Here is a 13506-nt window from a genome sequence, read left to right as displayed (position 1 = left end):
ACTTCTCACCTCATGCAAAGCCCCTCACGCAATCATGCAAAGAGAATCTGCCGGGCGCGTCATTAGCACCATTCTTCGGCACGACGATAAGCGCACCAGCTACAAAATTGCCCTGCTGCGGAGCATCAATGATGTGGTGCTCAACTATCCTACGTTGAATGCAGACGGGCACGACGTTGCGCTTCCGCTCTCCGCTCTTGCCGAGCGGTGGATTGCCTATTACTGGCCCTTCGTTGATGCGGAACGTCCCATCTGGCAGGGCAGCCGCTATATGCGTGGCGGCACGTTAACAAACGACATCACCTTTCGGCCCGAACTCAGCGTGCTCTATCAGCGCTGGGTGGATGCGCACGGCGGTGCCCAGCCCGCCGATGGATTCCTGCTTTTGGATGACATGCGCGTAGCCCGCAAACGTGCCGCGCTCTCCGCGTCTATTCAGGCGCAGTACCGGAAAACCCGGCGCAAAATCGCACGGCGTGCCCTTCCCATGCCGATCCGGTATGCTGGCCCCGAAGAATGGACTGTTTTTGACAGACCGGTGCGCTTCCGCCAGCTAAAAGGGCGGATGCGCGTACTGCCAAACACTTCCCCTGATGCCAAATGCCTTGTTGTTTCTGCTGACCTGTGGGACACGTTTCGTCGGCTCTCGTTGTGGATTGAGGCGCTCTGTATCCACGAATGGTGCCTGTTCACAGAAACCGTCGACCAGCCGGATGCTGGGGGAGACCGTGGTACCATCTATACCCTTCTCACGGCCCGCCCGGATAGCCGGGTCGCGCTCACCTGGGAGCGCAATCACATCAACGTGTTAATGATGGAAGGTCATGTCTTTACCTGCCCATGGTCCGAAAAGAAACTTCGGACCGGTAGCGATTATGCGGTCGACCACCTCGTTCCCCTCGCGGTCTACCCGATTAATGAGCTGTGGAATCTGGTTCCTACCGATCCGGCGTTCAACAGCAATAAAAAACAGGATCGCCTTCCAACACCGGACCGCCTCCAGACAGCACGCCCACACCTTACTGATGCCTACGCGCACTACACGCAGCAGTCCGCTCTGGCAACTGCACTTCGCAACGACGTAGCGCCCCGATTCTCAGAAGCGGACCTTCACGGCGACTCATTTCCTGCGTCGGTAACGCATGCCACAACCCGGTTTATCACGCAGGTTGCTCAGGCTCGCAACTGGGCTCGTTTTTAGCAGACCGTACCGGAGTAAAGCCCCCATCTTGTTATGCCGAATCCGTCAAACCCCAACGTTCATCTCACGGCAAAGGAACGCGACCGATCTTCATATCCCACTCGCCGCCTGCTCTCCATGAACCGGATTGAGGGGCGCGTGCTCGACTTTGGATGCGGATTTGGCGCCGATGTCGATTTTCTGACGCAGAAAGGATATGACGTAACCGGCTACGATCCGCACTACGCACCGGAGAAACCAGAAGGACGCTTCGACACGATTCTGTGTCACTACGTGCTGAATGTGCTGATGCGTCGTGCCCAGGCCCGCGTGCTCATGGAGGTGTCTGAACTGCTGAAACCGTCTGGAAGCGCCTATTTCACCGTGCGCCGCGATGTGAAGCGTCCAGGATTTCGCACGCACTATGTGCATCGCAAACCCACGTATCAGTGCAACGTCGTTCTTCCTTATGAAAGCGTACTGCGCACCGAGTTCTGCGAGATCTACGGCTATCGGCACTACAACCAGCGGGATACAACCGGGGACTGCCCGTTCTGCGATCCTGATCCAGAGCGCGAACTGATCACCGAATCCGCCCAGGCCTACGCCATCTACGACAAATATCCCGTATCCGACGGACACGCCCTGATTCTGCCGAAACGTCACGTAGAGTCGTATTTCGATCTACATCCCGCCGAACAAACTGCCTGCTGGATGCTTGTGCAGCGCGTACAGGAACTGATGACTGGGCGCCACCAGCCAGACGGATTCAACGTGGGGATCAACACCGGTGCAGCAGCCGGGCAGACCGTGCCCCACGCCCACATTCACATCATCCCCCGCTACGAAGGCGATGGCGCGAATCCCACCGGCGGCGTGCGGGGGGTGATTCCGGGGCGGGCAGATTATACGGACGTTACGTAGGCGCTTGCGTGCTCATCTTTCTTTTGGTAGATTTCGCCCTGCTCCCCCTCGTATAGAAATTATGCTTCGCCCGCCTGCTCCAGCACAAATTCGTACAGCGCATCGCCGATCCGGAAACCCGTGCTAATGAGCCGGTCGAGAACAGCGGTTAAGTCATCAATCAACCCTTCCTCTTTTGCGAGAAGCAGTACACCGAGCATTCCCGAGAGGGCAACGCCCCGAGCATCCGCGACCCGACGACCGAGCGCTTCATCCATGAGTAGAATGTCGGCTTCACGCTCAAGCGCCAATACGATTGCTTCACTTTCCCCGGCATCTAAGGTGCTGCGAAGCTGACGAACCGCTGCCTGCTCCGATACGGGTTCAACACGGAGCCACGATGCATTCACAAAGGTGTCTACTCCTGCTCGCTTCTTATCGGGCTTAATGATCTCCCGGTGCACGGCTTCAGGAACTAAAATATCACCGTAGAGACGGGGAAGCCACTCGGTCTCTCGGATTCGTGCCAGTGCGATCAGTGGTCCCGCATTGCTGACAACCGTCATTTCGAAGAGGCATCTATCTTTTTCCGAATGGTCTTTACCTGCGCTCTCAACTCATTGGGGCTCTCGGTGAAATAGGCGATTCCGTGTTGATCCAGAAGATCGATGAACTCGGCTTTTGACAGCCCCAATACCTCTGCGGCTTTCCCTGAAGAGATCCGCTCCTCACGAAAGAGCTCCAACGCAATCAGTTTTTTGAGCTGGGGACCAAGTTCATCCTCGGACACCTCAAGGGCGCTCAGCAGATCGTGCGGTACGTTTAACTCTACTTGAACGGTGTCTTTCATGGCAATCAACCGAAACAAAATGGACAGGGCTTTTTCGGTGGACTTTCCTAAAACCCACAGGCCTCGTTTGTATAACGATGATAGAAGACGAAATGTGCCTCGTCTATTATCCGGCAGCGTGTTCAGGCGTGCGGAGCGTGATTCCAGGACAGGCAGATTACACGGGCTCTACGTGAACGTATGCAGACGGGGCCGTCGCGCGGTAGACGTTTTGCCTCGCGATGCATAGATTGTGCGGCGCAGCGCTCGTGCCGCTCGTTTTGATATTTACCTGACTGCCCCCAGATGCTATGGATGCCCGCCCGTCTCCGATCTCCAATGATGAGGGCCGGCTGGCTGTCGTCTGTCACCTGCTCTCCTTTGCCGGGTTCGTCTTTCCATTCGGAAATATTCTGGGGCCGCTGGCGATCTACCTGATCAAAAAAGACGAGTCGGCATACGTGCGGCATCATGCGTCGGAAGCCCTCAACTTCCAGATTAACATGACGGTCTACACGATTATATCGGCGCTGCTCCTCTTTTTATTGATCGGCTTCGTCTTGCTCCCTGTCGTGCTGGCGATCGACATTATACTGACGGTCGTGGCTGCCGTGCGGGCCTCCAACGAGGTCTGGTACACCTATCCGCTGACCATCCGGTTGTTCGATTAGGCAGCGTATGAAAACGCTCCGCGGGCTACCCGATCCGGGCACGCGGGGGCTTCGCCGTACCTGTAGAGAGGACAGCTTCAGTGCAAGCAGAGAGGTTCACCCACAGGGATTTCTCCTGCAGAGATCGGTTTACAGACGCACGGTTGATCTCCTCTGAGGGGGAGAGCTTCCGAAGGGCGAGGCGGTCCAGGACGGGGGAGTCCTTGCTGGGAGCGCTGCTCTTGTGAGCGGACCTCTTCTTATACCAGATACTTTGAATCACTATACAAATTGACTGGTTTTTAAGAGGCATTCTGCCTGGACAAGAATAGGATCCTTTCCGTTTGATGTACAACCTTCCTGAGATTTCCGAGTCGGTCGAGGAACTGGACCAATTGGTCCGTAAAGAGAAAGACGCTCAGATCCAGCGTCGTTTCCACATGCTTCTTTTGCTGCGAAGCGGGGAGGCCACCAATCGAAGCGCGGTAGCCCGCCAGTTAGGCGTGCATCGCCACACGGTGGCGGATTGGCTTGCGCTCTATGAAGAAGGCGGCCTTGAGAAGATCCAAGAGGTCGGCGAGCCCGGCCCGGATCCGGGCCAGAAGTCGATTCCGGACAAGGCGATGGAGGCGCTGAAAGAGCGGTTAGCCGCGCCTGGTGGCTTTACGAGCTACAAAGAGATTCAACAATGGCTCGCCGAAGAGCATGGCGTGGAACTGTGCTACTCGACGGTCCACGGCATCGTGCGGTACGACCTCGGAGCGAAGCCGAAGACCCCGCGCCCGAGCCACCCTAAAAAAAACAGCAGGACCAAATAACGCTTCAGGAGGAGCTTCCCACCTGTCTTTCCGGTCTTGAGGAACAGGCGCGCCGTCCCCTGCGCCTGTTTTGCCAGGACGAGTGCCGGATCGGGCGGATGCCTATTTTGCGTCATAAAATTACCTTGCCGGGCGTAAAGCCGATCCAGACGGCTCAACCCGCCTACGAGTATTTCTACGTGTACGGCGCCGTTGAGCCACTGGCCGGGCAGCGGTTTTTCACTGAGCATGAACGCCTCAATAGCGAGTGCTTCCAGGACTTTTTAAACCGGTTTGCCCGGCGGTTCCCCTGCAGCCACAACGTGATGATTTTAGATAACGGCCGGTTCCACAAAGCCAATAAGCTCGCGGTCCCAGAGAATGTCACCCTCGTGTTTTTGCCGCCCTATAGCCCCGAACTCAATCCGGTAGAACGGTTGTGGCAGGACCTGAAGGATGCTATCGGGGGGACATTCTACAAGTACCTGGCCGATTTGCGCCAACAGACCCGAACGGTTCTGTCTCGATACACCGATGAAGCGGTCGCTTCATTGACCGGATACGACTATCTGCTGGAGGCCACACGTGTAGCATTATCATAGGCACTTGGTATTAGGTGGGAGGGCACAGCGGCTGTCGGGGCGCCAGGCAAAGCCTCTCTTGTGCAACCTTACCCCACCACAAGCCGCTCGGCTTCTTCCTGCAGCGTGGTGCGGCCCAGCGCTTCGCCGATGAGCGTGGCCGACGTGGCGTCGACGATGCGCACGTTGACGTAGTCGCCCTTCTCGTAGTCCTCGCGGTCGAACACCACCATCTTGTTCGTGTCGGTGCGCCCGCAGAGCTGGGCGTCGCTCTTCTTGCTGGGGCCCTCCACGAGCACGGTATGTGTGCGCCCGATCTCGTTGGCGTTGCGTACCTCCGAGATGCTGCGCTGCAGCGTGATGATCTCCTCCAGGCGGCGCTGCTTTACGTCTTCGGGTACGTCGTCGTCGAGCTTGCGGGCCGCGTACGTATCCGGACGCTCGCTGTACTTGAACATGTAGGCGTGGTCGTATTCCACCTCGCGCATGAGGGAGAGCGTGTCCTGGTGCTGCGCCTCCGTCTCGCCGCAGAATCCGGCAATGATGTCGGTCGAGAGCGAGATGCCCGGACACAGCGCCTTGGCGCGCTCCACCAGCTCCAGGTACTGCTCGCGGCTGTAGGTGCGGCGCATGCGGTCGAGCACCTCGGTGTTGCCGTGCTGCACCGGCAGGTGGATGTAGTTGCACACGTTGTGCCGCTTGGCGTGCACCTGCAGCAGCTCATCGGAGCAGTCCTTTGGGTGACTCGTGGAGTAGCGCACCCGCAGCTCGGGCGAGACCTGACTGACGCGGTCGAGCAGCTCTGCAAACGACACGTCGGTGCCGTCGTCGTCGGTGTAGTGATACGAGTTTACGTTCTGCCCCAGCACCGTCACCTCTTTGTAGCCCTGGTCGACCAGCTCCTGGCACTCGCGCAGGATGGTGGATACGGGCCGGCTGCGCTCGCGTCCGCGCGTGAAGGGCACCACGCAGAAGGCGCACATGTTGTCGCAGCCGCGCATAATGGAGACGAACGCCGAGATGCCATTCGAATCGTAGCGGACGGGCGAGAGGTCGGCGTAGGTCTCTTCTTTGGAGAGCTGCACATTCACCGCGGCCTGTCCGGTCGAGTCGGCTTCGGCGAGCAGGCGTGGCAGGTCGCGGTAGGCATCGGGGCCCACCACCAGGTCGACACGCTTTTCCTGCTCCAGCAGCTTCTCCCGCAGGCGCTCGGCCATACAGCCCAGCACCCCGATCATCATGGGCGCATCGCGCTTGCGCTTCTTGGCGCGCAGCATGTCGAGGCGGCGGCGCACCTTCTGCTCCGCATTCTCGCGGATGGCACAGGTATTGATGAGCGCCACGTCGGCCTCGTCAACGTCGTGGGTCAGGCCGTAGCCGTTGTTCTTAAGGACCGACGCCACGATCTCCGAGTCCGATACGTTCATCTGACAGCCATACGTTTCCAGATACACCTGCCGCGCCCCTTGCACCTCGTGCCCGGCCATCTTCGGACGGTCAAGGTCGTCGGTGTCGATGGCGTCGTTTTCCTGGGCGTGCTCGCGGCGCAGCTCGGTATCCAGAATGTTGATGTCTTGAATCGGCTCCATAGGAAAAAGAGGTTGATAGACGTCAGGCAGTGGGCAACAGCACAGTACAGCACAGTACGGGCTCTTTTTGACAGTGCAATCTTTCTGTACGCTACCTTCCAGATACGGTTCAGTTGTGCACGTCCACCTCGCCCCTCACACCCGTGCACAGCATGCCGGAGGGGCGTCTTGATCTATATGCGCAGTAATGCGTAGAAATGATTAAATACAGCGTGTTTTCACAACTCCGTCCCCCAACGCTATGGCTTCCTCTGCACGCCCCCGGCTCTTCTCCAGCACCGCTCCCCGGCGTCTCGTAGCCGCAGGCATGCTATGGGGACTTCTCATTGTGCTTGTGGCGACCGGGTGCCAGAGCACCAGCTCCTCGCACACGTTCTACCCGGAGTCGATTGCTGATCAGTACCTGCCGCGCGACCGCCAGGTTGAGGCGCACCCCGACTCGGTGCGCATCCTCACGATCGTAGAGCGCGACGACAAGCTCGTCTTCGAGATGGAGCAGAGCTACCAGCGCATGCATCAGTCATGGTCGAGCACGTTCGACCTGCTCTCGGCCGGACGGCGCCCGGCGCGTCCGCTCACCTACGCTACGCTCTGGAGCAAGGAGCTTTCGCTGGCCGCACTGGATGCACGCGAGGGCGTGTCGACGCTCACGCAAGACGCCGCCCGCGAGCGCATTGAGGCCGAGCGCGATGCCCACAATGAAACGGTACAGATCGACCTCTACTGGTTTACCGGCCCCCGCCAAACGCCGCCCTCGCTGCTTCGCGCCAACGCACAGCTGCGTGCCCAGAACGGCATGCGCGAAGACTACCGGCCCCGCGAGGTACGCAACCTGCCCATCCGCGACGTGCTGCTGCCCAGTGGCGATCGTGTGCTCTATCGTCGCATCATCCTGGTCTTCGACCGCATGGTCGACGACCACGACATCCTCTCCGACATCAACCAGCTGAAGCTCCGCGTCACTCCCAGCGGCGCCACGCGCCTGCAGTTCGCCTGGTCGTGGCCCGACGAACCCGCCGCAACCACGGCCACGCGATAGAGCATAGTTCAAACGAGCAGTGTTCGGAGGGATGCGCAGTAACATGCCCCACCAACCGTTCGTCTTGGGCCTCCGTACGGTTCGGTTCTACACGATAGCTTGGCCTCATCGACGCACACCCGTCGCCTGCATGCCCGTCTGTCACGATGTCGCCGGCTCGGCCTCCAGGCGTCGTTCCAGCATGGGCTGCAGGTACTCCCACACGTTCTCGGCCACGATCTCCTGTCCCTCGGCGGTGGGGTGAATGCCATCGGACTGGTTGAGGTGGGGCTCGCCCGCTACGCCCTCCAGCACAAACGGAATGAGCGTAACCGCGTTGCGCGCCTCCGCTACCGCAGGAAAAACCTGGCGGAACTGATCGGTGTACTCCTGTCCCAGGTTCGGCGGCACCTGCATCCCGGCCAGGAGCACCTTCGCCTCCGGATAGCGCGCAAGCGTCGTGTCGACCATCGCGCTCAGGTTCTGCTGCGTGGTGCTTGGGTCGATGCCCCGGAGTCCGTCGTTGCCGCCCAGTTCCAGCACTACAATGTCGACGGGCGTGCGCAGAAGCCACGGCAGCCGCCGGAGCCCTCCTGCGGTGGTCTCGCCGCTGAGTCCGGCATTGGTGACGTGCACGTCGTACCCGGCACGGTCGGCTTTAGCTTGCAGATGAGCGGGAAACGCCTGCTCGGAGTCGAGTCCATATCCGGCAGCGATGCTGTTGCCGACCACGAGCACGTGCAGAGCCGCGTTTTCGACCTCGCGCGTCTGCACGTCGGTATCGGTGCGATCTTGCGCACGGGAGGCTGTATCTGCGATCACGGTATCTGCCGGCTCGTTAGAGGCGTCGGTCTGATTGGAACGATCCGGTCCGCATCCCACAAGCCATAGAACACTCAAACCGACGAGAAGGTATAGACGCCACGATTTCATAATGCGGAGGTTTATCTGTGAGAAACGGCGCCCCGTATGCACCTGCCTTTAACTGTGGAAGTTTCGTGCCTATGCCCAGCGACCCGGTACTTCGCGTTGCGAACGTGACCCAGACGTTTGAGAGTGGATCCAAGACGCTGACGGTGCTCGACGATGTGTCGTTCGAGATCGAGGCGGGGACCTCGTGCGCTATTGTAGGGCCGTCGGGAAGCGGCAAGACGACCCTGCTGGGACTGTGCGCCGGGCTCGACCGTCCGACTGAGGGCACGGTGGAGCTCTGCGAAACCGACCTGGGCCCGCTCGACGAGGACGAACGGGCGGCGGTGCGGAATCAGCATGTAGGGTTTGTTTTTCAGACGTTTCGGCTCTTGCCTACGCTGACGGCGATCGAGAACGTGATGGTGCCTGCGGAGCTACGCGGTGCTACGGGCGCGCGTTCGCAGGCGCGCGAACTGCTCGACCGGGTGGGGCTGGGCGATCGCCTCGACCACTACCCGTCGCAGCTTTCGGGGGGCGAGCAGCAGCGGGTGGCGCTGGCGCGGGCGTTCATCAACACACCCAGCATCCTGTTTGCGGATGAGCCGACGGGCAACCTGGACGAGGAGACCGCCGCCACCATTGAGGATCTGCTCTTCGATCTGAATGCCACCTCGGGCACCACGCTCGTGCTCGTCACCCACGACCTGGAGCTTGCGGACCGTACGCAGCGCCAGCTCCGGCTGCGCCGCGGGAAGGTGGTGGATGCAGACGGCGTGCCGGTGGGGGGAGCCAAGAAGGGGAGCAAGAAAGAGATCAGCCCTGCGTAACATTGTTGTAGCGCGCCTCTCTCGCATGCGCCGCGCCCGCGATCTCAAGAACCCTTTGCAAACAAGTCGATCCCCTCTCTGGTAGAGACGCATGAACGCATCCGCCTTACTGTGCATTGGGGTGGCTGACTGCTCTGCATCCTCTTGTCTTTCCTTCGGTTTTCTATGCCAACTTCTGATCCGTCGTACAACCTTCTTGCGTCGCGCAGCCAGCCGCTTGATGCGATCTTCTCGCCAACCAATGTGGCCGTGATCGGCGCGAGCGAGAAGGCAGGCAGCGTAGGCCGTACGCTCCTCTGGAACCTGATCAGCAATCCGTTTGGCGGCACCGTCTTCCCGATTAACCCCAAGCGCGACAGCGTGCTGGGCATCCGGGCCTACGACAGCATCGACGACGTGCCCGAAGCCGTCGACCTGGCGGTCATCGCCACGCCTGCGCACACGGTGCCGAGCATCGTGAAGGAATGCGGCGAGGCCGGCGTGCCCGGTGTCATTATCATCTCGGCTGGATTCCGCGAGGTGAGCGATGAAGGCGCTGCGCTGGAGCAGGAGATCGCGTCGCACGTCGCCAACTACAACATGCGCATCGTCGGGCCCAACTGCCTGGGCATCATGCGTCCCAAGACCGGACTCAACTCCACCTTTGCCGGGGCCATGGCTAACGAAGGCAACGTAGCTTTTGTGAGCCAGAGCGGCGCGCTCTTAACGTCGATTCTGGACTGGAGCTTCAGCGAGAACGTTGGCTTTAGCGCGTTTGTCTCTATCGGCTCGATGCTCGATGTGGACTGGGGCGACATTATCTACTACCTGGGCGACGACTCGGCTACGGAGAGCATTGTGCTCTACATGGAGTCGATCGGCAATGCGCGGTCGTTCATCTCGGCAGCGCGCGACGTGGCGCAGAGCAAGCCGATCATCGTCATCAAGGCGGGGCGCACTGGTGCTGCCGCCGAGGCGGCTGCCTCGCATACCGGCACCCTCGCCGGGAGCGACGCCGTGCTCGACGCCGCCTTTCGCCGCACCGGCGTCTTGCGTGTCGACGACATCAACGACCTGTTCTACATGGCCGAGGTGCTCGCCAAGCAGCCGCGTCCGGACGGGCCCAACCTTAGCATTGTGACCAATGCGGGCGGGCCGGGCGTGCTGGCGACCGACGCGCTCATCAACGGCGGCGGGCAGCTTACCGAGCTCTCCGAGGATACCACCGACGCACTGAACGAGCGCCTGCCTGCAGCCTGGAGCGGAAGCAACCCTATCGACATCCTGGGCGATGCGAGTCCGCAGCGCTATGCCGACGTCCTTGAAATCGCTGCCGACGACGAGAACAGCGACGGTCTCCTGGTGGTGCTTACGCCGCAGGCCATGACCGAGCCCAGCAAGACCGCCGAGTTGCTGCGTCCGTACGCTCGGGGCAACAAGAAACCGATCCTGGCCAGCTGGATGGGCGGCGATGCGGTGCGGCGTGGCGTCAATATTCTGAACCAGGCCGGCCTGCCCACCTTTGCCTATCCTGACACGGCTGCGCGGGTCTTCAACAACATGTGGCGCTACAGCTACAACCTGCGCGCCCTCTACGAAACGCCCCGCCTGCCCGCCGACGGCGCCGACGGCCCCAACCGGGAAGCCGCTGCCAGCCTGGTCGAAAAGGCCCACCAGAGCAGCGGTACCATCATGACGGAGTATGACTCCAAGAAGCTGTTGGAGGCCTACAATATTCCCTCCGTCGACACCCGTATCGCCGAAGACGAAGCCAGCGCCGTTGAGGCAGCTGCATCGATTGGCTATCCGGTTGTAGTGAAGCTACACTCCACCACCATCACCCACAAGACCGACGTAGGCGGCGTGAAGCTGAACCTGCATTCGGCAGAGGCGGTGCGCAATGCCTTCCAGCAGATCAAGAATGGCGTGCCCGCCGACGGATTTGACGGTGTCACCGTGCAGGAGATGGTAGATACCGACGGCTACGAACTGATTATCGGCAGCAGCGTCGACGCCCAGCTCGGCCCGGTGTTGCTCTTTGGCACCGGCGGCTCGCTCGTTGAAGTATTCGAGGATCGCGCGCTCGGACTGCCTCCGCTCAACACGACGCTCGCTCGCCGCATGATGGAGCAGACGCGCATCTACGAAGCCCTTCAGGGCGTGCGCGGCCGCGAATCCGTTGACATGGAGGGGCTGGCGGCGCTTATGGTCCGCTTCAGCCAGCTCGTTGTAGAGCAGCCTCGCATCAAGGAGATCGACATCAACCCGCTGCTGGCCGATGGCGACCGTCTGGTGGCACTGGATGCGCGCGTGGTGCTGCATCCCACCGGCACATCCGACGACGAACTGCCACAGCCCGCTATTCGTCCGTACCCGCACCAGTACGAAAGCACCTGGTCGACCAAGAGCGGGCGCGACGTGCAGATTCGCCCGATCCGCCCGGAAGACGAACCGAAGCTGGTCGACTTCCACAAGGCGCTTTCGGAGCGGAGCGTCTACCTGCGCTACGCCAGCCTTATGAAGCTCGACCAGCGGGTAGCCCACGAGCGGCTTTCGCGGATCTGCTTCATCGACTACGACCGCGAGATGGCGCTGGTCGTGGAGCGCCCCGACCCCGACGAGGACGAGCCTGCTGTGGTAGGTGTGGGGCGCCTCACGCAACGCCCAGGCCACAACGAAGCCGAGTTTGCGATGCTTGTCATCGATACCGTGCAGCGTGAAGGCATTGGCACGGAGCTGCTCCGCCGCCTGGTTGAGATTGGTCAGGATGAAGGTTTGGACCGCATCACCGCCGATATCTTGAAACAGAACCGCGCCATGCAGCGCGTCTGTGAGAAGATCGGCTTCGAGATCATCTATCCCGATGACCACGCCGATGAGATGGTGAAGGCGGTGCTGGAGTTGGAGTAGCAGATCGCTTACGGTTTGGGATTCCGCCTCGTAGGGACACGGCGCGTGCCGTGTCCCTACGTACGTGTTTGGGGGTGGCTAACAGGGATGTGGTTTGCTGGGTTGTTACGTCTGTTTATCTGTTGGATGAGGAGAAATCTGTTGACTTTGTTTTGCTGCCCCTTTCACTCCTCTGGCACATACCGGTACACACTGAAGTCCTCGTCGCTGTAGATAAACGCCGCAGTCGAATTGCTCGCAACTTCAGTTGCAGAAACTGGCAGGTCCAACCTGCCCACGAAGTCATTGTCCTCCCAGTCATAGACATAAAGCCGATCGCGACGGTATATACCATGCCGATCTCCCCGTCCTTCGAGGATCTTATACAGGCGTGTTGACTGACCGGGGACACCAGTTGCACTATGAAATAGCACGTCTACGCTGTCGGGGGGCAATGATAATACTGCTCCATCTTGTCCCGTAACCGTATTGTGATCGCGTACATCAGTAACATCTTCATAAGCAATACGCCCGACGAACGTATCTTCTTTAAGGTTGTGAATGAAGTGAAGCGGGAGATATTGCGTACTGAATATCATGTATTCGCCGTGGTAGGCAATATCCCCAGCCGCGAGCATCACATTTTGAAAGTCACGTTGCATATCGATGGTATCGCGTGCGGGGACAGAGTACGCACTTCCATCTGTTGCAAAGCGCAGGAGTAAAATGTCAGGGTCGTGCATGTTGAACGCCAGCAACTCGTTCTCCGCAGCTGTCAGACGTGCAGGTATTTTGGGAAGTCTAATGTCTTTAATCTCTTCGGGTTTAGATGCGTTAAAATGAAGCACGCGAGGCTGATTAGCCCCCAATAAGAACACGTTGTTATCCGGATCAATGGTTAAGTTGAAGAGCCGCTCCATTTCTCCAGGCCCTTGCCCACGTGGTATAGCTATCTGATGAACCAGTGACTTCTCCTTCAGATCGTAGATAAACACTTCATTCTCATACAGTTCTCCCCATACTAAGAACCGGTCGTTTGCATCGAACGAACCGTAAAGATAATCGACAGGAAGATGAAGATTGGCAAGAGGAGTGAGCCCGGCAGAGTCGAACGTGTACGAACCGCCAGCCTGCTCCTCGGATGTACAACCGAGGAGGAGTAGGCTGGCGATAAGTAAATGCAGTGCTTTTTTCACGGTTTAAGGAGGTTAGGGAGTGATAGTAACAGGCTCACCTAACCAAATCCTAACCCTATCTCCAAGGTCCGCCGCCGCACACCAATCAAAAGCTGGTGGACAATCGAAAGAAGCAACTGATGCATCAGTTAAGGCTACTGACGCAGCACAACTTGT

The 13506-nt window shown here is 59.5% G+C and carries 13 protein-coding genes; 8 read left to right on the top strand and 5 right to left on the bottom strand.

Going from position 1 to position 13506, the window contains the following annotated elements:
* Positions 1 to 34 precede the first annotated feature (34 nt).
* Positions 35 to 1201, top strand: a complete 1167-nt coding sequence (locus ACZ48V_RS11905; RefSeq protein ID WP_464539421.1) for a hypothetical protein — start codon at positions 35 to 37, stop codon at positions 1199 to 1201.
* Positions 1202 to 1234: 33 nt separating this feature from the next.
* Complete coding sequence (locus tag ACZ48V_RS11900) at positions 1235 to 2104, top strand: HIT domain-containing protein (protein WP_464539419.1); 870 nt, start codon at positions 1235 to 1237, stop codon at positions 2102 to 2104.
* A 59-nt stretch (positions 2105 to 2163) separates the two neighbouring features.
* On the opposite strand, the gene ACZ48V_RS11895 is transcribed toward ACZ48V_RS11900, so the two are convergent.
* A complete protein-coding gene (locus ACZ48V_RS11895; protein WP_464539417.1) occupies positions 2164 to 2649 on the bottom strand; it encodes a PIN domain-containing protein in 486 nt (161 codons plus the stop codon).
* The gene (locus ACZ48V_RS11890; RefSeq protein WP_353563095.1) at positions 2646 to 2933 is read right to left on the bottom strand and encodes a UPF0175 family protein; all 288 of its coding nucleotides are present in this window, start codon (positions 2931 to 2933) and stop codon (positions 2646 to 2648) included. The genes ACZ48V_RS11895 and ACZ48V_RS11890 overlap by 4 nt, the downstream gene beginning before the upstream one ends.
* Before the next feature lie 290 nt (positions 2934 to 3223).
* Here ACZ48V_RS11890 and ACZ48V_RS11885 point away from each other — a divergent pair, with 290 nt between their 5' ends.
* From ACZ48V_RS11885 to ACZ48V_RS11875, 3 genes are all read left to right on the top strand, one after another.
* On the top strand, positions 3224 to 3583 hold the full coding sequence (locus ACZ48V_RS11885) for a DUF4870 domain-containing protein (RefSeq protein WP_464539415.1): 360 nt from the start codon (positions 3224 to 3226) through the stop codon (positions 3581 to 3583).
* 326 nt (positions 3584 to 3909) lie between these two features.
* Complete coding sequence (locus ACZ48V_RS11880) at positions 3910 to 4380, top strand: helix-turn-helix domain-containing protein (protein ID WP_464539413.1); 471 nt, start codon at positions 3910 to 3912, stop codon at positions 4378 to 4380.
* Complete coding sequence (locus tag ACZ48V_RS11875) at positions 4377 to 4961, top strand: IS630 family transposase (protein ID WP_464543125.1); 585 nt, start codon at positions 4377 to 4379, stop codon at positions 4959 to 4961. The genes ACZ48V_RS11880 and ACZ48V_RS11875 overlap by 4 nt, the downstream gene beginning before the upstream one ends.
* Positions 4962 to 5029: 68 nt before the next feature.
* Here ACZ48V_RS11875 and miaB read toward each other — a convergent pair whose 3' ends face one another.
* Positions 5030 to 6529 (bottom strand): tRNA (N6-isopentenyl adenosine(37)-C2)-methylthiotransferase MiaB, encoded by a 1500-nt coding sequence (gene miaB / locus ACZ48V_RS11870; protein WP_464539411.1) that lies wholly within the window; start codon positions 6527 to 6529, stop codon positions 5030 to 5032.
* Positions 6530 to 6770: 241 nt separating this feature from the next.
* Here miaB and ACZ48V_RS11865 point away from each other — a divergent pair, with 241 nt between their 5' ends.
* Positions 6771 to 7568 (top strand): hypothetical protein, encoded by a 798-nt coding sequence (locus tag ACZ48V_RS11865; protein WP_464539409.1) that lies wholly within the window; start codon positions 6771 to 6773, stop codon positions 7566 to 7568.
* Between the two features lie 141 nt (positions 7569 to 7709).
* On the opposite strand, the gene ACZ48V_RS11860 is transcribed toward ACZ48V_RS11865, so the two are convergent.
* Positions 7710 to 8447 carry an arylesterase gene (locus ACZ48V_RS11860; protein ID WP_464539408.1) on the bottom strand — a complete coding sequence of 246 codons (738 nt, stop codon included), beginning with the start codon at positions 8445 to 8447 and terminating at the stop codon, positions 7710 to 7712.
* A gap of 104 nt (positions 8448 to 8551) precedes the next feature.
* On the opposite strand from ACZ48V_RS11860, the gene ACZ48V_RS11855 reads away from it, so the two are divergent.
* Complete coding sequence (locus tag ACZ48V_RS11855) at positions 8552 to 9286, top strand: ABC transporter ATP-binding protein (RefSeq protein WP_464539406.1); 735 nt, start codon at positions 8552 to 8554, stop codon at positions 9284 to 9286.
* A gap of 165 nt (positions 9287 to 9451) precedes the next feature.
* On the top strand, positions 9452 to 12175 hold the full coding sequence (locus tag ACZ48V_RS11850) for a bifunctional acetate--CoA ligase family protein/GNAT family N-acetyltransferase (RefSeq protein ID WP_464539404.1): 2724 nt from the start codon (positions 9452 to 9454) through the stop codon (positions 12173 to 12175).
* A 164-nt stretch (positions 12176 to 12339) separates the two neighbouring features.
* Here ACZ48V_RS11850 and ACZ48V_RS11845 read toward each other — a convergent pair whose 3' ends face one another.
* Positions 12340 to 13350 (bottom strand): 6-bladed beta-propeller, encoded by a 1011-nt coding sequence (locus ACZ48V_RS11845; RefSeq protein WP_464539402.1) that lies wholly within the window; start codon positions 13348 to 13350, stop codon positions 12340 to 12342.
* Positions 13351 to 13506 lie beyond the last annotated feature (156 nt).

Source organism: Longimonas haloalkaliphila (genome assembly GCF_055379825.1).
Note: the sequence above shows the minus strand (reverse complement) of the source record. Positions and strands in the feature narration are given on the sequence as shown.